The sequence below is a fragment of the Pseudomonas sp. Tun-23181 genome (genome assembly GCF_057415455.1).
In genome coordinates this window covers 4,718,114-4,740,834 of sequence record NZ_CM171630.1, presented here as the reverse complement: position 1 = coordinate 4,740,834, position 22,721 = coordinate 4,718,114, and the positions used below count along the sequence as shown (strand labels likewise).

Annotated in this window: 19 protein-coding genes; 9 read left to right on the top strand and 10 right to left on the bottom strand. The window is 64.0% G+C overall.

Annotation, left to right across the window (positions count from 1 at the left end):
• The first annotated feature begins 27 nt into the window (after nucleotides 1–27).
• Both ACDI39_RS22405 and ACDI39_RS22400 read left to right on the top strand, forming a co-directional pair.
• A complete protein-coding gene (locus tag ACDI39_RS22405; protein WP_225788640.1) occupies nucleotides 28–369 on the top strand; it encodes a cupin domain-containing protein in 342 nt (113 codons plus the stop codon).
• Nucleotides 370–425: 56 nt separating this feature from the next.
• On the top strand, nucleotides 426–1,505 hold the full coding sequence (locus ACDI39_RS22400; protein ID WP_225788639.1) for a polyamine ABC transporter substrate-binding protein: 1,080 nt from the start codon (nucleotides 426–428) through the stop codon (nucleotides 1,503–1,505).
• Between the two features lie 248 nt (nucleotides 1,506–1,753).
• On the opposite strand, the gene ACDI39_RS22395 is transcribed toward ACDI39_RS22400, so the two are convergent.
• From ACDI39_RS22395 to ACDI39_RS22385, 3 genes are all read right to left on the bottom strand, one after another.
• Complete coding sequence (locus tag ACDI39_RS22395; protein WP_253090582.1) at nucleotides 1,754–3,337, bottom strand: peptide chain release factor 3; 1,584 nt, start codon at nucleotides 3,335–3,337, stop codon at nucleotides 1,754–1,756.
• 106 nt (nucleotides 3,338–3,443) lie between these two features.
• A complete protein-coding gene (locus ACDI39_RS22390; RefSeq protein WP_410900155.1) occupies nucleotides 3,444–3,812 on the bottom strand; it encodes a helix-turn-helix domain-containing protein in 369 nt (122 codons plus the stop codon).
• Nucleotides 3,778–4,092 carry a type II toxin-antitoxin system RelE/ParE family toxin gene (locus tag ACDI39_RS22385; RefSeq protein ID WP_253090581.1) on the bottom strand — a complete coding sequence of 105 codons (315 nt, stop codon included), beginning with the start codon at nucleotides 4,090–4,092 and terminating at the stop codon, nucleotides 3,778–3,780. Before ACDI39_RS22385 ends, ACDI39_RS22390 begins: the two co-directional genes overlap by 35 nt.
• Nucleotides 4,093–4,522: 430 nt before the next feature.
• Between ACDI39_RS22385 and ACDI39_RS22380 the strand changes: the two genes are divergently transcribed.
• From ACDI39_RS22380 to ACDI39_RS22365, 4 genes are read left to right on the top strand one after another with little or no spacing between them, the layout of a single operon-like run.
• Entirely contained in the window at nucleotides 4,523–5,233 is a 711-nt protein-coding gene (locus ACDI39_RS22380) for an ABC transporter permease (protein WP_225788635.1), read from the top strand.
• A gap of 16 nt (nucleotides 5,234–5,249) precedes the next feature.
• Nucleotides 5,250–6,161: a glycine betaine ABC transporter substrate-binding protein gene (locus ACDI39_RS22375; protein ID WP_225788634.1), complete on the top strand. Its 912-nt coding sequence runs from the start codon at nucleotides 5,250–5,252 to the stop codon at nucleotides 6,159–6,161.
• Nucleotides 6,158–6,811 (top strand): ABC transporter permease, encoded by a 654-nt coding sequence (locus ACDI39_RS22370; RefSeq protein ID WP_225788633.1) that lies wholly within the window; start codon nucleotides 6,158–6,160, stop codon nucleotides 6,809–6,811. Before ACDI39_RS22375 ends, ACDI39_RS22370 begins: the two co-directional genes overlap by 4 nt.
• A complete protein-coding gene (locus tag ACDI39_RS22365; RefSeq protein ID WP_253080771.1) occupies nucleotides 6,808–7,965 on the top strand; it encodes an osmoprotectant ABC transporter ATP-binding protein OsmV in 1,158 nt (385 codons plus the stop codon). Before ACDI39_RS22370 ends, ACDI39_RS22365 begins: the two co-directional genes overlap by 4 nt.
• Before the next feature lie 146 nt (nucleotides 7,966–8,111).
• Here ACDI39_RS22365 and ACDI39_RS22360 read toward each other — a convergent pair whose 3' ends face one another.
• From ACDI39_RS22360 to ACDI39_RS22350, 3 genes are all read right to left on the bottom strand, one after another.
• Complete coding sequence (locus ACDI39_RS22360) at nucleotides 8,112–10,541, bottom strand: TonB-dependent siderophore receptor (protein ID WP_253080772.1); 2,430 nt, start codon at nucleotides 10,539–10,541, stop codon at nucleotides 8,112–8,114.
• Nucleotides 10,542–10,649: 108 nt separating this feature from the next.
• Nucleotides 10,650–11,618 carry a FecR family protein gene (locus tag ACDI39_RS22355; RefSeq protein ID WP_253080773.1) on the bottom strand — a complete coding sequence of 323 codons (969 nt, stop codon included), beginning with the start codon at nucleotides 11,616–11,618 and terminating at the stop codon, nucleotides 10,650–10,652.
• A 17-nt stretch (nucleotides 11,619–11,635) separates the two neighbouring features.
• A complete protein-coding gene (locus ACDI39_RS22350; RefSeq protein WP_225788629.1) occupies nucleotides 11,636–12,121 on the bottom strand; it encodes an RNA polymerase sigma factor in 486 nt (161 codons plus the stop codon).
• A 617-nt stretch (nucleotides 12,122–12,738) separates the two neighbouring features.
• Between ACDI39_RS22350 and ACDI39_RS22345 the strand changes: the two genes are divergently transcribed.
• Nucleotides 12,739–13,902 (top strand): type III PLP-dependent enzyme, encoded by a 1,164-nt coding sequence (locus ACDI39_RS22345; protein ID WP_486537058.1) that lies wholly within the window; start codon nucleotides 12,739–12,741, stop codon nucleotides 13,900–13,902.
• 143 nt (nucleotides 13,903–14,045) lie between these two features.
• Here the strand turns inward: ACDI39_RS22345 and ACDI39_RS22340 are convergent, their stop codons facing one another.
• Together ACDI39_RS22340 and ACDI39_RS22335 are read right to left on the bottom strand one after the other, a co-directional pair.
• Nucleotides 14,046–14,795 (bottom strand): tetratricopeptide repeat protein, encoded by a 750-nt coding sequence (locus tag ACDI39_RS22340; protein ID WP_225788627.1) that lies wholly within the window; start codon nucleotides 14,793–14,795, stop codon nucleotides 14,046–14,048.
• 3 nt (nucleotides 14,796–14,798) lie between these two features.
• Entirely contained in the window at nucleotides 14,799–15,479 is a 681-nt protein-coding gene (locus ACDI39_RS22335) for a Fe2+-dependent dioxygenase (RefSeq protein ID WP_225788626.1), read from the bottom strand.
• 219 nt (nucleotides 15,480–15,698) lie between these two features.
• Between ACDI39_RS22335 and ACDI39_RS22330 the strand changes: the two genes are divergently transcribed.
• Together ACDI39_RS22330 and ACDI39_RS22325 are read left to right on the top strand one after the other, a co-directional pair.
• A complete protein-coding gene (locus ACDI39_RS22330; protein ID WP_225788625.1) occupies nucleotides 15,699–17,978 on the top strand; it encodes a TonB-dependent receptor in 2,280 nt (759 codons plus the stop codon).
• Nucleotides 17,979–18,081: 103 nt separating this feature from the next.
• Complete coding sequence (locus tag ACDI39_RS22325; RefSeq protein WP_486539027.1) at nucleotides 18,082–20,637, top strand: PepSY domain-containing protein; 2,556 nt, start codon at nucleotides 18,082–18,084, stop codon at nucleotides 20,635–20,637.
• Between the two features lie 84 nt (nucleotides 20,638–20,721).
• Here the strand turns inward: ACDI39_RS22325 and ACDI39_RS22320 are convergent, their stop codons facing one another.
• Both ACDI39_RS22320 and ACDI39_RS22315 read right to left on the bottom strand, forming a co-directional pair.
• Nucleotides 20,722–21,513, bottom strand: a complete 792-nt coding sequence (locus tag ACDI39_RS22320) for an amidohydrolase (protein WP_253080774.1) — start codon at nucleotides 21,511–21,513, stop codon at nucleotides 20,722–20,724.
• Nucleotides 21,501–22,649, bottom strand: coding sequence for a pyridoxal phosphate-dependent aminotransferase (locus tag ACDI39_RS22315; RefSeq protein WP_225788623.1), 1,149 nt, complete (start codon nucleotides 22,647–22,649; stop codon nucleotides 21,501–21,503). Before ACDI39_RS22315 ends, ACDI39_RS22320 begins: the two co-directional genes overlap by 13 nt.
• Between the last annotated feature and the right edge of the window lie 72 nt (nucleotides 22,650–22,721).

The following is a 22,721-nucleotide window of genomic DNA, read 5'->3' as shown; positions in this document are numbered from 1 at the left end:
CTTCCCCTCACACAGGATCCACCGGTCATGAGCATTACCCACTTCAAACACACCGACAGCACGGAGCTAGGCAGCTCCAACCCCGTCGCGGCACCCATCGGCGAGCCCGTGGCCGTGACGTCTGTCACCTGCGTCGAGCGTAGCGATGGCGTCGAGACGGGCATCTGGGCGTGCACCCCAGGGCGCTGGCGCCGGCAGATCGTGCAACAGGAGTTCTGCCACTTCATCAAAGGCCGCTGCACCTTCACCCCCGATGGTGGCGAGCCCCTGCACATAGAAGCCGGAGATGCCCTGATGCTACCGGCCAACAGCACCGGCACCTGGGACATCCAGGAAACGGTGCGCAAGACCTACGTCCTGATTTTCTGAACCGCCAATCGCCTGCCGCCCTTCGATAACAACAGACAAAGCAAGGTAAACCGGACATGCGCACGATTATTTTCGCTCCCCTGATGTTGGTCGCCTGCGTGGCCAATGCCACTGAGTCGGTGAAGATCTACAACTGGTCCAGCTACATCGCCCCGGACACACTGAAACATTTCCAGCAAACCACTGGCATCGTGCCGACCTACGACGTCTTCGACAGTAACGAAACCCTCGATGGCAAGCTGATGACCGGCAACTCCGGCTACGACGTGGTATTCCCCTCCAACCATTTCATGGCCCGGCAGATCCAGGGCAAGGCCCTGAAGAAGCTGGACAAATCGCAGTTGCCCAACTGGCACAACCTAAACCCGGTGCTGCTCAAGGCGCTGGAGGTCAACGACCCCGGCAACCAGTACGGTTTCCCCTACCTGTGGGGCAGTACCGGCATCGGTTACAACATCGACAAGGTCAAGGCCGTGCTCGGAGACGACGCCCCGGTGGACTCCTGGGACTTGATCTTCAAGCCTGAGTACATTTCCAAACTCAAAAGCTGTGGCGTGGCAGTGCTGGACAATGGCCCAGAGCTGCTGCCAATCGCCCTGCACTACCTGGGCTTGCCGCACCACAGCCAGGACCCGAAGGACTACGACAAGGCCAAGGAGCTGCTGATGAAGGCGCGACCGTACATCAGCTACTTCCACTCCTCCAAGTACACAGGCGATCTGGCCAATGGCGATGTGTGCGTGGTGGTGGGTTTTTCGGGCGATGTGCTACAGGCGAAGAACCGTGCGCAAGAAGCGAAGAACGGCGTGAAGGTGGGCTATTCGATCCCGAAGGAAGGCGCGCCGATGTGGTTCGACATGGTCGCCATGCCGGCCGATGCGCCAGACGAGAAGGCAGGATATGCCTACATGAACTACCTACTGCAACCCGAGGTGATGGCCAATATCAGTAACCATGTGCAGTACGCCAACGGCAACCTCAAGGCCGATGGGCTGGTGGATTCAGCAATGAAGAGCAACAGCATGATTTACCCGAGCGAGGAAGTGATGGGCAAGCTGTATGCACTGCAGGCCATGCCGGCGAAAATCGACCGCATCAGGACGCGCCTCTGGACCAGCATCAAGGCGGGGCACTGACGAGCTCCGGCCAATGACAAGCTTCGAGCTGCAAGGGAAAACAGGCGTGCCTGCGGTCTAATACCGTTCACTTAAGCCATTGGGGCCGCCTTGCGGCCCTTCGCGGGCAAGCCCGCTCCCACAAGTACGCTGCAAACCTCAAGGAATGCACGATCCTGTGGGAGCGGGCTCGCCCGCGAAGGGCTGCAAGGCAGCCCCAATCGATGTCACATCAGACTTAAGTGAACAGCTTGCAGCTTGAGGCTGAATCAGTGGTGCTCGCGCGTCGCGCGGAACTTCACATCCGGCCAGCGCTCTTCCATCAGCGACAGGTTGACCCGGGTCGGTGCCAGGTAGGTCAGGTGACCGCCACCGTCGATGGCCAGGTTCTCCATGGCCTTGTTCTTGAAGTCCTCGAGCTTCTTCTTGTCGTCGCAGCTGATCCAGCGCGCCGACCAGACAGTGATCGGCTCATAGGCGCACTCGACCTTGTACTCTTCCTTCAGGCGGCTGGCGACCACGTCGAACTGCAGCACACCGACCGCACCGAGGATGATGTCGTTGCTGCGCTCGGGGAAGAACACCTGGGTCGCGCCTTCCTCGGCCAACTGTTGCAGGCCCTGGCGCAGTTGCTTGGACTTGAGCGGGTCCTTCAGGCGCACGCGGCGGAACAGCTCCGGTGCGAAGTGCGGGATACCCGTGAAGCCCAGCACCTCGCCTTCGCTGAAGGTGTCGCCGATCTGGATGGTGCCGTGGTTGTGCAGGCCGATGATGTCACCGGCATAGGCCTCTTCCAGTTGCTCGCGCTCGGATGAGAAGAAGGTCAGCGCATCGCCGATGCGCAGGTCCTTGCCCAGGCGCACGTGGCGCATCTTCATGCCCTTCTCGTACTTGCCCGAGCAGATGCGCATGAAGGCGATGCGGTCGCGGTGCTTGGGGTCCATGTTCGCCTGGATCTTGAACACGAAGCCGCTGAACTTCTCCTCGGTCGGCTCGACGGTACGCTCGTGGGCAACGCGGCCCAGCGGGCGTGGCGCCCAGTCGACCACGGCATTGAGCACGTGGTCGACACCGAAATTGCCAAGCGCAGTGCCGAAGAACACCGGGGTCAGCTGGCCATTGATGAACTCGTCCTGGTCGAACGCATGGCAGGCACCTTGCACCAGCTCGAGCTGCTCGACGAACGCATCGTACTGGTCGCCCAGGTGCGCGCGGGCTTCGTCGGAGTCCAGCTTCTCGATGATCTTCGCTTCGGTGCGCTCATGACCATGGCCGGGGGTATAGACCACGATGTAGTCGCCGGTCAGGTGGTAGACGCCCTTGAAGTCCTTGTAGCAGCCGATCGGCCAGGTGATCGGCGCAGCCTTGATCTTCAGCACCGCCTCGATCTCGTCGAGCAGCTCGATCGGGTCGCGGATGTCGCGGTCGAGCTTGTTGATGAAGCTGACGATCGGCGTGTCGCGCAGGCGGCAGACATCCATCAGGGCGATGGTCCGCGGCTCGACGCCCTTACCGCCGTCGAGCACCATCAGCGCCGAGTCCACCGCCGTCAGGGTGCGGTAGGTGTCTTCCGAGAAGTCCTCGTGGCCGGGGGTGTCGAGCAGGTTGATCATGTGTTCGCGGTAGGGGAACTGCATCACCGAGGTGGTGATGGAGATACCGCGCTGCTTCTCCATTTCCATCCAGTCGGAAGTGGCGTGGCGGTCGGACTTGCGCGACTTCACGGTACCGGCGACGGCAATGGCCTTGCCCATCAGCAGGAGCTTCTCGGTGATGGTGGTCTTACCGGCGTCGGGGTGGGAAATGATTGCGAAAGTGCGGCGTTTCGCGACTTCGGCGGCCTGGTTGGTCATGGGAAATCGCCTGACTGGGGATCAAAAAGGGGCAGTATCATACCTGAAGTCGGGCGTCAGGCCAAAATAGCTGCCGCCAGACCGGACGCCCCTTGGCCTCGACACCCTAGCTGCGAGAAATCGGATCCTCTGCGAACCCTTCGATCGTGACGGGTGCTCGACCGGGCATGTAGGCCACCAGCTCCAGCCTGCCGCCCATGGCCTCCACATAGCCACGCAGAGTAGATATCAGCATGTCGCTGCGATTCTCGACTTTCGAAACATTGCCTTGACGGATGTCGAGACGTTCAGCCAGATCCTCCTGGGTGATCTGGAGCTGTTTACGCAGCGCTCGAAGCGTCATTTCTTCACGGACCAATTCGCGACCGCGCTCCTCCACCCTCGCCCTGCGCTCAGGTGAAAGGCCGTTCATTACGTCATCAAGTGTCTTGTACATGCTTTCAACCTCTGGACAGGTGCCGATCGAACCGCTCATCGGCACGGTCGATCAGGTGCCTGTAGAACCTGCGTTCATTGATGCCCGCCTTATCGCCAGCCACCAACAGAAGCGCACAACGAGAACGATCGAAGGCGAACGCCACTCGCCATACACCACCATCAGCATTGAAGCGCAACTCTTTCATATTCGAATGCCTTGAGCCTTTGAGCGTATCTACGCGAGAGCGTCCCAACGCAGGGCCCCAGCGTTCGAGCAGGTGAAGCTGAGCCAGCAGTTCATCCTGAACCGCCTCTGCCAACCTTTCGAACTCGGTCATGAACTCCAGACACATCCCTATAGACCACAAAAAAATACCTCCAAGAGAATATTCCTTCAAGGGATTACTCGGAAAATTTTCGAATGACCATGGAGAGATAGGGATGTGCTCGAAAAGCAGGTGATTCAACGTCCACAAGTAATATCCACGCTGTTTTTTCGCGTGAAATTTCCTACTCGCCAGTGATTAACGCTGGCCAAATGCCGCTTCAGATGGGAACCTTTACCCCCACGGAGACGTCCACTCCCCTGCAACCCGCCTCGGTTCAGGGCTGGAAACACCTGCATTTCGGGCCCGACGGGGTTCGGCTCATGGCGTGACCGCACAGCTCTGCTGGGCACCACGCTGCTACTCGCGACCACACTGCCCGCCGCCAGGAATGGCCGGCCGCCACGGGGTGTGCTCGCCGACTACACAAAGGAGTCCGCCTGTGGCTGCACGCTACGGAAAAGGGCTGTTGGGATGGGCCGCCGTGCTCGTCATCCTGGCCCTGCTGGTCCACTGGATCGGCATCGACACGATCGCGCGCTACCGCGACGATCTTGGTTTCTACCTGCAAGCGCACCTGGTCCTGGTGCTGGCTTCGATGGCGGCGGCGTTGGCCGTGGGCATCCCCGCCGGCATTGCCTTGAGTCGACCGCACCGGGTCGACAAGGCCGAGCGCTTCATGCAGTTGTTCAACGTTGGCAATACCATCCCTCCCCTGGCCGTTCTGGCCATCGCCCTGAGTGTCCTGGGCATCGGCGCAGGCCCGGCGATCTTCGCCCTGTTCCTCGCCTCCCTGCTGCCCATCGTGCGCAATACCTACGAAGGCCTGAAGAACGTGCCCGCCTCGCTCAAGGAAGCCGCCACCGGCATCGGCATGACCCCGCGCCAGCAGCTCTGGCAGGTGGAACTGCCCAACGCCGTGCCGATCATCGTCGGCGGGGTGCGCGTGGCCCTGGCGTTGAACGTGGGTACAGCGCCACTGGCGTTTTTGATCGGTGCCAACAGCCTGGGCAGCCTGATCTTCCCCGGCATCGCCCTGAACAACCAGCCACAACTGCTGCTGGGCGCGGCCTGCACGGCGCTGCTGGCGCTGCTGCTCGACGCCTTGGTGAGCTTCTCCAGCAAGCGCTGGCTGGAACGTGGCCTGGCCTGACAAGAAGAGGGACTGCATGAAGAAAAGAATCGCCTTGCTGCTGGGCGCGGCCCTGCTGTTCGCAGGATTTGCCCAAGCAGCGCAGAAACCACTGGTGCGGATCGGCGCCCGGGTCTTCACCGAACAGACCGTACTCGCCGAGATCACCGCACAGTACCTGCGTGCCAATGGCTTCGACGTGCGCGTCACCGCAGGCCTTGGCAGCAACCTCGCCCGCCAGGCTCAGGAGACCGGCCAGCTCGACCTGATGTGGGAGTACACCGGTGTCTCGCTGGTGTCCTACAACCACATCGACGAGCGCATGCCCAGCGCCGAGGCCACCTATGCCAGGGTCAAGGCGCTGGATGCGCAGAAGGGCCTGGTCTGGCTGACGCCCTCGAGGTTCAGCAACACCTACGCCCTGGCCCTGCCGCGCAAGGTCGCCGAGGCCTACCCGCAGGTCGCGACCATCAGCCAGCTCAACCAGGTGCTGCGCGATGAAAAGGCACGCAAGCACCTGGTGGCCCTGGACACCGAGTTCGCCAACCGCCCCGACGGCCTGGAAGGCCTGAAGGCGATGTACGACCTGCAGGTCGGCCGCGCCAACATCCGCCAGATGGACGCGGGCCTGGTCTATACCGCCCTGCGCAACGACCAGGTATTCGCCGGCCTGGTGTACACCACCGACGGTCGCCTGAGCGCCTTCGACCTCAAGCTGCTGGAAGACGACAAGCACTACTTCCCCGACTACACCGCCGCCCCCGTGGTGCGCAAACAGGTCCTCGACGCCAATCCACAGCTGGCCGCGCTGCTCAAGCCCCTGGCCGAAACGCTCGACGACGAGACCATGCGCCAGCTCAACGCCAAGGTCGATGTCGAGCACCAGAGCCCGACCACCGTGGCCGCCGAGTTCCTGCGCCAGCATCCCTTCAGCGAGGTACAGCCATGAACCTGCTCGACACCTTCGTCCACCTGGACTGGGCCCAGGTCGTGCAACTGACCTGGCAGCACATCGCCCTGGTCGGTATCGCCGTGGGCCTGGCGATTCTCTTCGGTGTGCCGCTGGGCATCCTGATGACCCGTTTCCCCGCCGTCGCCGGCCCCGTGCAGGCTGCGGCCACGGTCCTGCTGACCATACCGTCGATCGCCCTGTTCGGCCTGCTGCTGCCGTTCTATTCCAAGTTCGGCCAGGGCCTGGGGCCGCTGCCGGCGATCACTGCGGTGTTCCTGTATTCCCTGCTGCCGATCCTGCGCAACACCTACCTCGCCCTGACCAATGTCGAACCCGGCATCCGTGAGGCCGCGCGCGGTATCGGCATGACCTTCGGCCAGCGCCTGCGCATGGTCGAGCTGCCCATCGCCGTGCCGGTGATCCTCGCCGGCGTGCGCACCGCCGTGGTCATGAACATCGGCGTCATGACCATCGCCGCGACCATCGGTGCCGGCGGCCTGGGTGTGCTCATCCTCACCTCCATCAGCCGCAGCGACATGTCCATGCTGCTGGTCGGCGCCGTGCTGGTCAGCCTCCTGGCGATCATCGCCGACCTGATTCTGCAAACCCTGCAACGTGCCCTGACTCCGGAAGGACTGCGCCCATGATCGAACTGAAGAACCTCAGCAAGACCTTCAACGTCAACGGCAAGGACGTCAAAGCCGTCGACTCGGTAAGCCTCACCGTCAACGAAGGCGAGATCTGCGTCTTCCTCGGCCCTTCGGGCTGCGGCAAGAGCACCACCCTGAAGATGATCAACCGCCTGATCACCCCGACCTCCGGCCAGGTGTTCATCAATGGCGAAGACACCAGCGCCCTGGACGAGGTGACCCTGCGCCGCCATATCGGCTACGTGATCCAGCAGATCGGCCTGTTCCCCAACATGACCATCGAGGAGAACATCACCGTGGTCCCGCGCCTGCTCGGCTGGGACAAGCACAAGTGCCACGAGCGCGCCCGCGAGCTGATGAACATGATCAAGCTCGAACCCAAGCATTACCTACAGCGCTACCCACGCGAGCTGTCCGGTGGCCAGCAGCAGCGCATCGGCGTGATCCGCGCCCTGGCCGCCGAAGCACCGGTGCTGTTGATGGACGAGCCGTTCGGCGCGGTCGACCCGATCAACCGGGAGATGATCCAGAACGAATTCTTCGAGATGCAGCGGGCGCTGAACAAGACCGTGATCATGGTCAGCCACGACATCGACGAGGCCATCAAGCTGGGCGACAAGATCGCCATCTTCCGTGCCGGCAAGCTGCTCCAGCTCGACCACCCGGATACCCTGCTGGCCCACCCGGTAGACGATTTCGTCAGCGACTTCGTCGGCCAGGACAGCACCCTCAAGCGCCTGTTGCTGGTGCGTGCCGAGGACGCGGCGGACAACGCACCCTCGGTCAGCCCGCAAACGCCGGTGAACGATGCCCTGGAACTGCTCGACGAGCACGACCGTCGCTACGTGGTGGTCACCGACGCGGCGAACAAGGCGCTCGGCTACGTGCGCCGTCGCGACATGCACCGTCAACAGGGAACCTGCGGCGACTTCCTGCGCCCGTTCAACGCCACTGCATCCCATGACGAGCACCTGCGCATCCTGCTATCGCGGATGTACGAGTACAACCGTGCCTGGTTGCCGGTGCTGGATGCCGAGCAGGTGTTCCTTGGCGAGGTGACCCAGGAGTCCATCGCGGCGTACCTGAGCTCGGGGCGTTCGCGCGGGGGCAAGACCAGCATCGTCTCGCCGGCGGAGGCAGTCGGCGCCTGACCGAGGCGTACCGGATATCGGCCGGTCAACTTGGGGTCGCTGCGCGCCCCAATCGCCGGCAAGCCGGCTCCCAGGTACTCCACCCAGCGCCCCCCCTGTGGGAGCGGGCTTGCCCGCGATGGGCCGCAACGCGGCCCTCCTCGGCATCAGAACCCGACGCTGGCCTGCACATAGAAGGTCCGCGGTTCACCCACATACAACCCCGCGTTGTTGTCGCTCGAGCGGGTGTAGTACTGCTTGTCGAAGATGTTCTTCACCCCCGCCGCCAACTTCAGGTTCGACAGCTGCGGCCCGAAGTCGTAGCCACCACGGGCATGCCAGGTCACGTAGCCTGGAATATCGCCATACTGGCCGTCGGCACTGGGCTCGGTGATGTAGTTGCCGTTGAAGCTGCCGTCGGCGTTCATCCCGGTACCGGGGGCGCGCTGCTTGGATTGAGCGTAGGCATCCAGGTTCCAGGTCCAGCGGTCGACCTGGTAGCGCAGGCCGGCGGTGACCACCTGGCGGGAGTAGAACGGCAGGTCGCGGCCCTTGAAGCCAGGGATCTCGCCCTCGTAGGTAGCGCGGGTGTAGGTGAACCCGGCATTGGCCGACAAGCCCTGCAGCCGCGGGTCGAGGCCCGACAGGTCATAGCGCATCGACGCTTCGATGCCCTGGTGCTTGGTGGCGCCCAGGTTGGTCCAGCCCACATCGTTGCTGATGTATTGCAGCTCATCGTCGAAGTCGATGTAAAAGGCCGTCAGTTCACCGGCGAAATGGCCATCGTCATAGCGTGTGCCGATCTCGTAAGTCTTGGCCTTCTCCGGCTCCAGGCCGTTGGCGGTACTGTCGCCGACACCGCCCTGGCCGAGCTGGAAGTACTGCAGGCTGCCGAACGACGTCTCGTAGTTGGCGAACAGCTTCCAGGCATCCGACAGGTGGTACATCACGCTCAAGGCCGGCAGCGGCTCGTTGCTGGTGATGCTGCGGTTCTTTTCCGGCACCGGTCTGTAGTTGGCATCCAGCACCGGACGGTCGCGCCAGTCGGTATTGATGTGCTCGAAGCGAATCCCCGGGGTGATGGTCCAGTTGCCCACGTCGATCTTGTCATCGATGTAGTAGGCGCTGGCCTCGGTGCCGCCACTGCGGTCCTGGAAGACATGGCCGTCGGAGGTCGGGGTTGGCGTCGGTACGTTGTCGATCAGCGCCAGACGGGTGGATTGCTCGCGCATGGCCTCCTTCAGGTAGCGATAGCCGACGCTGACTTCCTGGGTGGTCGGGCCGACGAAGAAGATCCGCGACAGGCGTGGCTCGATGGCGAAGGTGTGGTAGTTGCGCGGGTACGACGACAGGGTCTTCATGTCGCGAGCGGCGATGGCGCTGCCACGGAAGCTGTCGGTGTAGTAGGTCAGCACCTCGAACTGGGTCGCGTCGTCGATCTGCCGCTGCCACTTGAACGACACGTCCTTGCGCCGGCCGCTGAAGTAGTCGTAGTCGCGTACCGACTGGTACGGGTCATGGTCGAACTGGGCCTGGGTCAGGCCGCCAGGCATGTCGGCGCGGCCGTCGTAGTAGTGGAAGTTGAGCCAGAACTCGTCGCGCTCGGTGGGCGCCCAGTGGGTCTTGAGGATGACGTCGTCGATATCGTTGTCGTTGTTGCTGCTGCGATAGCCATGGCCGTTGACCCCGGTGTACAGCAGCGCGACACCCAGGCCATTGTCGGCGGTACCGCCGACGAATGCCGATTCGGTGTGCTTCCAACCGCCGTGGCGGGAGGTTTCGAGGGTAGTGGCCAGCTCGCCAGTGGCCTTCTCGGGGATCGCCCGGGTGACGAAGTTGATCACCCCACCGACGTTCTGCGGGCCATAGCGCACCGAACCCGCGCCACGCACCACGTCGATGCTGTCGAGGTTGCCCGAGGAGATCGGCGCCATCGACAGCTGCGGCTGGCCATAGGGGGCGAAGGCTGCCGGGATGCCGTCGATCAGCACGGTCGAGCGTGGCGACAGGCGGGAGGTCAGGCCGCGCACGCCGACGTTGAGCGACAGGTCGCTGCCGCCGGTGCCGTTGGAGTCCTGCACCTGCACGCCCGGAATGCCACGCAGGACGTCGCGCACGTTCATCGCGCCCTTCTCCACCATGGCCTCGCGGCGCACCACGGTACGCGCGCCGGGATGGTTGTGCACGACGCGCTGCTCGGCGTCGCCCAGCCAGTCGCCGACCACCTTCACATCGGTGGGCGCCAGCTCGAGGCTGCCGGGGGTCGCGCCGCCCGCGCCCTGGGAGGGCTTGATCACCACGGTGTCCTGGGACATCTCATAAGTCAGCCCGCTGCCTTGCAGCAGTTGCTGCAAGGCCTGCTCGGGCGCCAGGTTGCCGGATACCGCAGGGGCCTGCTTGCCAGCCACGAGCTCCGGGCTGAAGAACAGCTGCAGGTTGGTCTGCTGGCCGAGCTGGGCCAAGGCCGAGGCCAATGACTGGGCCTGGATCTGCAAGGCGACCGGCGCCTGCTCGGCATAGGCATGGGTTGCGGCGGCACTGACCGCCACGGCCAGTGCCAGGGTGCGCAGGCGAAGAAGAGGTTTGTTGTTGTTCACGTCGTCGAAGGGTCCTGAAAGTCGGGATGAACGCCAACCGCATGCAAGTGGGAATGCTTGGCAGTTGCAGTTGGCGGGGAAGACGAACGAGCGAAAAAAAACCTGAATCTACTTCGCGATAATTTCGCTGGAGCCATCGCCGTAGGTCTTGATCGCCACGGGCAGGATGCTCGGCAGGGCTCGCAGCAAGGCGTCGGTATCGTCGACGCTGAAGGTGCTGGACAGGCGCAGGCCAGCCGCCTTGCCTGGTGCGACACGCAAGGGCTGGGCACGATAGCGGGAAACCTCGGCGACCACCTCCTCGAGGGTGGCGTTGTCGAATACCAGCTTGCCCTGGCGCCAGGCGGTCAGCGCAGCGGCGTCGACCGCATAGGGCGCGGCCACCTTGCCCTGTCGGTCGATGTGCGAACCCTGGCCGGCCTTGAGCTGCGCCAGCGAGTCGCCCGCCCCACGGACCCGCACCGAGCCCTGCTCCACTGCCACGCGGGTCCGCTCGGGGTCCAGGCGCACGTCGAAGCGCGTGCCGGTCACGGTGACGCTGCCTTGCGCGGTGTCGACCACGAACGGTCGGTCGACGTCATGGGCCACGCTGAACATCGCCTCGCCAGCGGTCAGCAAAACTTGACGTCGGCCGGAGCTGAACGCGACCTGCAAGTGGGTACCGCCATTGAGTTCCAGGTGCGAGCCATCGGGCAACTCGACCTGGCGACGCTCACCCAGGGCAGTCTGCAGATCTGCGTGATGGTTCAGGCGCTGGTACTGCCAGCCGCTCCACCCCAGCCCCAGCGCGGCCAGCGCGACCCCAGCGGCCAGGGCCTGACGCAACAGGCGACGACGCGGCAGCGGCAGCCGCTGCACGGGCTCGGGTTGGCACAGGGCCTCCAGGTGCTGGCGAGGAATGAGGTCGGCGGCCTGCCACAGCCGGCCCAGTTGTTCATATTCCTCGCGGTGCCGGGGATGCGCAGCGAGCCACTGGCGCAATTGCGCCTGCAGTTCGGCATCCTGGGGGGCATCCTGGACGCGGGCGAACCATTCGGCCGCCTGGTCGCGGACGGCATCGGCACCGTGCTGTTTCATGAAAAGGCTCTCCTGACTCATCTCGACACATCCAGGTGCTCACGCAGATGTCGGAGCGTGCGGATCATATACTTTTCGACCATGTTCTTGGTCAAACCCATGCGCTCGGCGATCTCCGCCTGGCTCAGCCCTTCGAGCTTCTGCCAGATGAAGACCCGCCGGCAATTGACCGGCAGTTGCGCCAACGCCCGCTCGACACTGTCGGCCAGCTCCAGGGCATGCACATAGGCCTCCGGATCGCCGCTGCCCGCGCCGACCGGCGCGAACGCCTCCTGCTCCAGGGACTGGCGCCGGTCTTCGCGGCGAAAGCCATCCACGGCGATGTTGCGGGCGGTCTGGTGCAAGTAGGCGCGGGGCTGCTCGACCTGTTCGCGCGGGTTTTCCAGAACCCGCACGAAGGCGTCGTGGGTGAGGTCCTCGGCTTGCTGGCGGCTGCGCAGCTTGCGCGTCCAGGTGCCGATCAGCTCATGGTAATGGTCGAGAAAGCCTTTGTGTCCGGACACGGTCGGGGTCGTCAGGGAGGCAGATGAGGTCGCGAATAGTAATGCTTCTCATCAACGACGGCAAATCGACGATGCCATGGCCCGACCAAGCCTCGCCAGGGCGTCAGTAACAAAAAATTTATGACGGGATTCATGCACAGGCGTGCCAGGAACATGTGGCCATAAATATGAACACCTGGTCGCTATTGCAGGCCAACCCGCACACCCCCGAAAACAGCGCTGACCTTGTGGGCACGGGTCTACCTGCGAAGTGGCCAACGGGTTCCATTCCACAATTTTTTACGCTTGTGATCCTGGGGGGAACATCCGAGGGTCACATGAGTCGGTTATTCAAGGCACTGCTCGTCGATCCACGACGATCGCGTCGGGATTGGCTGTTGATCTTGCTTTCTTCACCGCCTAAAGTGCGCGCCGAACGTCCATGCTGGAAACGATCCATCCGGCTCAAGTACTGACGACGAGACAGCAAGGTCACCCGCCGCTCCGTATCACGGGCACGGTTGACCTTTTTGCTTTCGGCGACATGCCTTGGGAAGTAGGCGAACCAAAGTGGGGATACGGAGGACGTTCAGTTTGCAGCCACTTACCTTTTCAGTTTGCCCATGGAGCCCTTGAGCATGTCGATCCAGGTCGAAGACTATTTCGCGCGCGACACCTTCCAGAAGATGAAGGCGTTCGCCGACAAGCAGGAAACCCCGTTCGTACTCATCGACACCCAGATGATCAGCCAGGCCTATGACGACCTGCGCGCCGGGTTCGAGTTCGCCAAGGTCTACTACGCGGTCAAGGCCAACCCGGCGGTCGAGATCATCGACCTGCTCAAGGACAAAGGCTCGAACTTCGACATCGCCTCGATCTACGAGCTGGACAAGGTGATGAACCAGGGTGTCAGCGCCGACCGCATCAGCTACGGCAACACCATCAAGAAGTCCAGGGACATCCGCTACTTCTACGAGAAGGGCGTGCGCCTGTACGCCACCGACTCCGAAGCCGACCTGCGCAACATCGCCAAGGCCGCGCCGGGCTCGAAGGTCTACGTGCGCATCCTCACCGAAGGCTCCACCACCGCCGACTGGCCGCTGTCGCGCAAGTTCGGCTGCCAGACCGACATGGCCATGGACCTGCTGATCCTCGCCCGCGACCTGAGCCTGGTGCCTTATGGCGTGTCTTTCCACGTCGGCTCCCAGCAGCGCGACATCAGCGTGTGGGATGCCGCCATCGCCAAGGTCAAGGTGATCTTCGAGCGCCTGAAGGAAGAAGACGGCATCGAGCTGAAGATGATCAACATGGGCGGTGGTTTCCCGGCCAACTACATTACCCGCACCAACAGCCTGGAAACCTATGCCGAGGAAATCATCCGCTTCCTCAAGGAAGACTTCGGCGACGAACTGCCGGAGATCATCCTCGAGCCAGGCCGCTCGCTGATCGCCAACGCTGGCATCCTGGTCAGCGAAGTGGTGCTGGTGGCGCGCAAGTCGCGTACGGCGGTCGAGCGTTGGGTGTACACCGACGTGGGCAAGTTCTCCGGCCTGATCGAAACCATGGACGAAGCCATCAAGTTCCCGATCTGGACAGAGAAGAAGGGGGAGATGGAAGAAGTGGTGATCGCCGGCCCTACTTGCGACAGCGCTGACATCATGTACGAGCACTACAAGTACGGCCTGCCGCTGAACCTGGCCATCGGCGACCGCCTGTACTGGCTGTCGACCGGCGCCTATACCACCAGCTACAGCGCGGTGGAGTTCAACGGCTTCCCGCCGCTGAAGGCGTACTACCTGTAAGAAACATGGGGCCGCTTCGCGGCCCATCGCCGGCAAGCCGGCTCCCAGGGGCAGCGCTGCTCACTCATCATGAGCCATGCAGAGGACTCCGTGGGCTTGCCGGCGATGGGCTGCAAAGCAGCCCCGATGCGACCTCCAATGCCTCAGAGGCCGCGCTGCTCGATCTCCCCGGCATACGCCGCCGCATACTCCGCCAACAATGGCCCACCACCCAGCAAGGTCGCCAGCGCGCTGCGCAGGAAGTTCAGGTTACCCGCCTCCCGTGCCCGTTCCAGCCAAGGCCTGGCCTCGGCCATCTGCCCCCGCTCGACCAACACCATCGCCAGGCTGAACATGCCACGAAAATCCCCCGCCTCGGCCGAGCGCCGGTACCAGCGCAGCGCACGTGCCGGGCTTGCCGGGGTGGCGATGCCTTGCTCCAGGTAACGGCCGTACAGGTTCATCGACTTGGCATGCCCCAGGTACGCGGCCTTTTCGTAGCAGGCGAGCGCCTGCGCCTGGTTCGCTTGCACGCCACGCCCGGTGGCCAGCAGGTTGCCCAGGTTGTACAGGCCCCAGTCCAATCCTGCGCGCGCAGCCTGCTGGAAATGCCGCGCCGCCCCTGGCAGATCCACCTCGCCGCCCCAGCCATGCTCCAGGCAACGCCCGAGCATGTTGTGCGCCATGGGACTGCCGTTTTCGGCGGCAATGGCGAACCATTGCCGGGCCACCTGCGGATCGCGCTCGATGCCCCGCCCGTCGAGCAGGATCTGCCCGAGCAGCAACTGCGCCTCGACGATGCCCTGCCCGGCCGCGGCGAGAATCGCCTGGGCGGCCTTGCCGGGGCTGTCCTCGAGCATGGCCTGCAGCCCGGCGACATCCACCACGTGCTCACGACGTAGCTGGTACGACATGGCTCAGACCTCGGCCCAGCGGCGCAGCAGGTTGTGGTAGGTGCCGGTCAGTTGCAGCAGCGCCGGGTGATCCGGCACATCGGCGGTCAATTGCTGGATGGCATTGTCCATCTCGAACAACAACGCGCGCTGGCTGTCCTCGCGCACCAGGCTCTGGGTCCAGAAGAACGCCGCGTAGCGCACACCGCGGGTGACCGGGTTGACCTTGTGCAGGCTGGTGCCGGGGTACAGCACCATGTCGCCCGCCGCCAGCTTGACCTGCTGCACACCGTAGGTGTCCTGGATCACCAGCTCGCCGCCGTCGTAGCTCTGCGGGTCGCTGAGGAACAGCGTCGAGGACAGGTCGGTGCGCACCCGCTCCGGGCTGCCCTTGGGCTGGCGCAAGGCATTGTCGATATGGAAATCGAAATTGCCGCCTTCGCGGTAGCAGTTGACCAGCGGCGCAAAGACCTTGTGCGGCAGCGCCGCCGACATGAAACGCGGGTTGCGCCACAGCCGCTCGATCAAGGCGCTGCCGATCTCCTTGCCCAGGGGGTGCCCTTCGGGCAACTGCAGGTTGTGCTTGGCCTTGGCTGACTGATAACCCGCGGTGACCTTGCCATCGGCCCAGTCGGCCTGCTCCAGGGCTTCGCGGATGCGGGAGAGTTCATCGACCTCGAACAGGCCGGGAATGTGGAGCAGCATGCTGGCGGCACCTGGTAGGGAGATAGGGCGCCAATGATATTGATTCCCTTTTACGCTTCACAAGCCCCATTCGCCGCCCAAGACGTTTCAGCAGGGGAAAACCGTAAAGGGAATTTGTAAAGATTGTAAATTTCTAGCGAATGGTAACTCTTCTCAATTGTTAGTCACAATTGCTTACATTATGATCCGCGGCCTTCACACCTTGGGGAAGGTCCACACATGCGTCACGTACCATCTGCTGTGAGTTCACCACGCCTGCTCGTCTCCGCCATCGGCATGGCGATCGGCGCCACCTCTGCCTATGCCGCCGATCCGGCTGCCAACAGTGCCATCACCCTCGACACCACCAGCGTTACCGGCAAGGCCGAACAGGCTTCTACCGAGTACAAGGTCGACAAGGCTTCGTCGCAGAAATACACCGCGCCGCTGGTGGATACTCCGCGCTCGATCACCGTGATCCCGCAGCAGGTGATCAAGGACACCAACGCCCTCACCCTGCAGGACGCCCTGCGCACCGTACCGGGTATCACCTTCGGTGCTGGCGAAGGTGGCAACCCTCAAGGCGACCGGCCTTTCATCCGCGGCTTCGATGCCCAGGGCGACACCTACCTCGATGGCGTGCGCGACACCGGTGCCCAGACCCGCGAAATCTTCGCCGTCGAATCGGTCGAAGTGGCCAAGGGCCCGAACTCGGCCATCGGCGGCCGTGGCGCGGCTGGCGGCACCATCAACCTGGTGAGCAAACGCGCGCACCTGGGTAACACGTTCGATGCCGCCTACACCTGGGGCAGCGACCAGACCCAGCGCTACACCCTCGACGGCAACTACCAGTTCAGCGACACCGTGGCCGGGCGCCTCAACCTGATGACCCACGACAGCAAGGTCGCCGGCCGCGACAAGGTCAACTACGACCGCTGGGGTATCGCCCCCTCCCTGGCCTTCGGCCTCGGCACCCCGACGCGGGTGAACCTCGACTACTACCACATGGAAAGCGATGACCTGCCCGATTCGGGCATCCCCTACAGCATTCCACGTGCCGGCAGCGGTGCCCGTACCTCGGCCCATCCAGACAAGCCGGTCGATGGCGGTGACAGCGACAACTTCTACGGCCTGACCGACCGCGACTTCCGCAAGACCCGCACCGACATCGCGACCATCGCCATCGAGCACGACCTGAGCGACTCGCTGACCATCAAGAACACCCTGCGCCACGGCAACAGCATGCAGGACTATGTCCTGACCCAGCCTGACGACAGCGCCGGCAACGTGAACAACAACGGTGTATGGCGCCGCGCCAACACCCGCGTGGGCAACACCGCCACCACCACCAACCAGACCGACCTGTTCGGCGAGTTCTTCGTGGGCGGTTTCAAGAACAGCTTCTCCACCGGTGTCGAGTTCACCAAGGAAGAGTCCGATCGCCAGGGCTATACGGTAACGCCGAACGGCAAGCTCACCTGCACCGGCCCTGGCAACGGCGGTAGCTGTACCTCGCTGAGCGATCCGAACCCGGACGACGCCTGGGACGGCACCGTCTCGCGCAACTACGCGGGCACCAAGACCAACAGCAAGACGCGTGCGATCTATGCCTTCGACACCCTGGAACTAACGCCCCAGTGGCTGCTGAACATGGGCCTGCGTTACGACCATTTCGACACCAAGTTCCGTACCTACGACGCCTCCGGTGCAACGGTCGTGAACAAGGACGGCGTCCCGACCAAAGGCCGCGACAAGAGCGAGTTCTTCACCGGGCAGTTGGGCCTGGTGTGGAAACCGGCCGAGAACGGCAGCGTCTATATCTCCTATGCCACGTCCGCGACGCCACCAGGCGCCATGCTCGGCGAGGGTACAGAAGGCAACCCGCTGCCAGGCACCACCGACCGTGGCGGCAACATCCTGAGCAGCGACCTGGAACCGGAAGAAACCACCAACTACGAGATCGGTACCAAGTGGGATCTGCTGGACGAGCGCCTGTCGCTGGCGGCTGCGATCTTCCGCACCGAGAAGGAGAACGCTCGCGTCCAGGTCGACACCGCCAGCTACGAGAACGTCGGCGAAACCCGCGTGCAAGGTATCGAGCTGTCGGCCAGCGGCAAGCTCACCGACAAGTGGCAGGTGTTCGCCGGCTACACCTACCTGCAGGCTCGCCAGATCGATGGTGGCCCGCTGGGCAAGGCTAACGACGGCAACCAGCTGCCGAACACGCCGAACAACAGTGCAAGCCTGTGGACCACCTATGCGATCACGCCGAAGCTGACCGTCGGTGGTGGCGCCTTCTACGTGGATGACGTGTATGGCAGCGTGGCCAACACCACCATGGTCGACAGCTATGTGCGCTACGACGCCATGGCGGCATACAAACTGACCAAGAACATCGACCTGCAACTGAACGTGCAGAACCTCACCAACGAGGTCTACTACGACAAGGCGTATTCCACTCACTTCGCCAACCAGGCGGCCGGGCGCACTGCCCTGCTGACCACCAGCGTCCACTTCTGACGACGCTGCTCGAAAGCCCCGCCCATTCCGATGCGCGGGGCTTTCGCGTACCAAGGCATAATGCACGCCGTGCCCCGCCAGGCGGCAAGACAAGGTGAACGATGTGGTGAAGAAGTCGCTGTTTCAATTGCACTGGTTCTTTGGCATCACCGCTGGGCTGGTGCTGGCCTTGATGGGTATCACCGGTGCCATCTGGTCGTTCCAGGAAGAACTGCTGCGCCTGTTCAACCCGGACGTCCTCAAGGTCGAAGTCCGCCAGGAGGGGGTATTGCCGCCCGCCGAGCTGGTACGCCGGGTCGAAGCCGCCCAGGGCGACAAGGTTTCGATGCTGTGGGTCGATACCCGCGAAGGCAACGCTGCGCGGATCTTCTTCACCCCACCACCTGGCGAGCGTCGTGGCCAGCTGCGCTACGCCGACCCGTACACCGGCGAACTCAAGGGCGATGTCGCCGGCCAGGACTTCTTCGGCCTGATGCTGCAACTGCACCGTTTCCTGGCCATGGGCGATACCGGCCGGCAGATCACCGGCGCCTGCACGCTGATGCTGGTGTTCTTCTGCCTGTCCGGCCTGTACTTGCGCTGGCCACGCCAGGCGTTGAGCTGGCGAGCCTGGTTGACCTTCGACTGGGCCAAGCAAGGCCGCGCCTTCAACTGGGACCTGCACGCCGTGGCCGGTACTTGGTGCCTGCTGTTCTACCTGCTGTTCGCCCTCACCGGCCTGTTCTGGTCCTACGAGTGGTATCGCGAGGGGTTGAACAAGCTACTGGCCGACGCACCTGCCGCCGGCCAGCAGCACAAGCGCGGCGAAGGGCGTGGCCGCCATGGCCCGCAGAACGCGGACAAGAACGCAGCGCCACTGGTGGTCGACTACGACGCCATCTGGAACAACCTCAAGGCCGCGGCCGGCCCAGGCCTGCTCACCTACAACCTGCGCCTGCCCCCGGCAGGCGGGCAGCCCGCCACGCTGTTCTACCTGCTCGACGACGCCGCCCACGAGCGCGCCTTCAACAGCATCACCCTGGACCCGGCCAGCGGCCAGGTGAAGCGCCACGAACGCTATACCGACAAGTCCTTCAAGGCCCAGCTACTGCAAAGCGTCTACGCCCTGCACGTGGGCAGCTACTTCGGCCTGCCGGGGCGCATCATCGTGACCATCGCCAGCCTGAGCATGCCGCTGTTCTTCGTCACCGGCTGGCTGCTGTACCTCGACCGGCGGCGCAAGAAACGCCAGGTCCGCGCTGCCCGTGGCAACGTCTCACCCGCCTCGGCAGGCGGCGACAGTTGGCTGATCGGCTTCGCCAGCCAGAGCGGCTTCGCCGAGCAACTGGCCTGGCAGAGCGCCGGCCAGTTGCAGGCCGCCGGCCTGCCGGTGCACGTGCGCCCGCTGGCCGAGTTGGGCGAAACCGACCTGCGCCAGGCCCGGCGTGCGCTGTTCGTGGTCAGTACCTTCGGTGACGGCGAGGCGCCCGACAGCGCCCGCGCCTTCGAACGCAAGGTGCTGGGCCAGCCGTGGGCCCTGGACAATCTCAGCTATGCCCTGCTGGCCCTGGGCGATCGCCAGTACCCGCACTTCTGCGGCTTCGCCCGCCGGCTCCAGGCCTGGCTGGGCGAACGCGGCGCCACCAGCGCCTTCAGCCCGGTGGAGGTGGATAACGCCGACCAGGCGGCCTTGCAACAGTGGCACCAGGCGCTGGCGCAGTTGACCGGTACCCAGCCGGTGACAGCCTGGCAGGCGCCGAGCTTCGGCACCTGGACCCTGGCCCGACGCGAGTTGCTCAACCCGGGCAGCCAGGGCGCGCCAGTCTACCTGCTCGGCCTGCAGCCCGATGAACCGGCGAGCTGGATGGCCGGCGACCTGGTGGAAATCCTGCCCCGCAACGGGCAGGCACGCGTCGCCGCCTGGCTCGCTGGGCTGGGCCTGGATGCCAACACACCGGTGGAGGTCGACGGCCTCGGCGAACGGCTCGGCCAGGCCTTGGCCAGCCGCCAGTTGCCAGCCAGCCACGGGCACCTGGTGGGGCTGCATGCCCAGGCACTGGTCGATGCGCTGGTGCCCATCGGCAGCCGCGAATATTCCATCGCCTCCATCGCCAGCGATGGCGTCCTGGAACTGATCGTGCGCCAGGAGCGCCATGCCGACGGTCATCTCGGCCTGGGCTCGGGCTGGTTGACCGAATACCTGCCGCTGCACGGCAGCGTCAGCCTGCGCCTGCGCCGCAACAGCGGTTTCCATCTGCCCCAGGCGCCGGCGCCACTGGTGCTCATCGGCAACGGCACCGGCCTGGCCGGCTTGCGCAGCCTGCTCAAGGCGCGCATCGCGGCGGGCGAGCGGGACAACTGGCTGCTGTTCGGCGAACGCAACCGCGCCCATGATTTTCTCTGTGGCGACGAGTTGCAGGGCTGGCTGGCCAGCGGCGACCTCGCACGCCTGGACCTGGCATTCTCGCGGGACCAGGCGCAGAAGGTGTACGTGCAGGATGTGCTGGTGCAACACGCCGATGAACTGCGCCGCTGGGTCAATGACGGTGCTTGCGTGTATGTCTGCGGCAGCCTGCAGGGCATGGCCGCAGGGGTGGATGCGGCGCTCGAGGGTATTCTTGGTGCCGAGGTGCTGCAGCGCCTGATCGAGGATGGGCGCTACCGGCGGGATGTGTATTGATCGGTCAATCGGTGGTGCTTTGGTCGTCCTGGGGCCGCTTCGCAGCCCCAAGATAGGCGTTGAATGACCACGCTGGCCCGACGCTCAATGCAACTCGAAGCTGTCGGCATCCAGGTTGGCCGGGAAGCGCGAGCGGTACGCCGCCAGGTCCGCCGCGCTCAACACCGCAGTGAACACCCCGTCAGCCTCCCCGGCGCTGAGCAGGCTCTCGCCCTGGAAATCCAGCACCTGGCTGTCGCCCGAATAGGCAAAGCCCTTGCCATCGGTGCCCACTCGGTTCACCGCCGCCACGTAGCACAGGTTCTCGATGCCCCGCGCCGGCAACAGGCGGTTCCAGTGCTGGCGGCGCGCGGCCGGCCAGTTGGCGGTATACAGCAGCAGGTCGGTGTCCTGGGCGTCACGGCTCCAGACCGGGAAACGCAGGTCGTAGCAGATCAGCGGGCGAACGCGCCAGCCCTTGATCTCGAACTGCACCTGGCGCTCGCCCGGCGTGTAGTGCTTGTGTTCGCCAGCCATGCGGAACAGGTGGCGCTTGTCGTAATGCAGGATCTCGCCATCCGGCCGCGCCCAGAGCAGGCGGTTGCGATGGCTGCCATCGGCGGCCTGGACGATCACGCTGCCGGTGATCACCGCATCGTGCTTCTTCGCCTGGGCCTTGAGCCACTTGTAGGTCGGGCCGTTCTCAGGCTCGGCCAGGCGCTCGGAGTCCATGGAGAAACCGGTGGTGAACATCTCCGGCAGGATCACCAGGTCTACGTCGCCGGCCTGCTCCAGCAGTTCCTCGAAATGCTCGTAGTTGGCCTGGCGGTCCTGCCAGGCCAGGGTGGTCTGCACCAGGGCGACTTTCAGGTTGGGCAGTTGGCTCAGATCGCGCATAGTCTTTCCGCCGCCTGACGCAGCGTCTCCTCACGTTTGGCAAAGCACAGGCGCACCAGGCGTTGCTCGGGGACAGGTTGCTGGTAGAACACCGAGACCGGGATCGTCGCCACACCGTGCTCGCGGGTCAGCCACAGGGACATGTCGACATCGTTGAGGTCCGGGCGGATCTGCGAGTAGTCCACCAGTTGGAAATAGGTGCCCGGCGTGCGGGTGAAGGTGAAACGCGAAGCCTGCAGCAGGTCGCAGAACAGGTCGCGCTTGGCCTGGTAGAAGCCCGGCAATTCGTCCAGGTGCTCCGGATGCTCGGCCATGTAGTCGGCCAGGGCGCATTGCAACGGGGTCACGCCACAGAAGTTGACGTACTGGTGGACCTTGCGCAGTTCGGCGCTCAAGGCCGGCGGCGCGACCACGTAGCCGGTCTTCCAGCCGGTGACGTGGTAGGTCTTGCCGAACGAGCTGACCACGAAAGCCCGCGCATACAGCTGCTCGTGGGCCAGCACACTGGCGTGGCGCACGCCATCGTAGATCAGGTGCTCGTACACTTCGTCGCTGACCAGGTAGATGTCGCGTCCTTCGATCAGCCTTGCCAACTGGTCCAGGTCGTCGCGACCGATCAACGCACCGCTGGGGTTGTGTGGCGAGTTGAGGATGACCATGCGCGTACGCGGGGTCAGGGCATCGCTGAACGCCTGCCAGTCGATACGAAAATCGCCATCGCGAAGCTGCACATGCACGCAGCGACCGCCGGCCAGCTCCACGGAAGGTTCGTAGCTGTCATAGGCCGGATCGAAGACGATCACCTCGTCGCCGGCCTGGATCACCGCCTGGATGGCGCAGAAGATCGCCTCAGTGGCACCGGGGGTGATGGTCACTTCATGGTCGGCATCGACGTTCACGCCATAGTGCCGTGCGACCTTCGCCGCCACCTGCTGGCGCAAGGCCGGCAGGCCGGTCATGGGCGCGTACTGGTTATGGCCGGCGGCCACGTGCCGGCCAACCGCATCGAGCAATGCCTGTGGGCCATTGAAGTCGGGAAATCCCTGGGACAGGTTGAGCGCACCGGTCTGCACGGCCAACTGCGACATGGTGGTGAAGATGGTCGTGCCGACGTTCGGCAATTTGCTGCGGATCATGGGGCCCTCTTTCCTGCACGTTGCATACGGCACGGGGTAGAGCCCGAGCATAGCGGATCGAGCGGTCAGGAA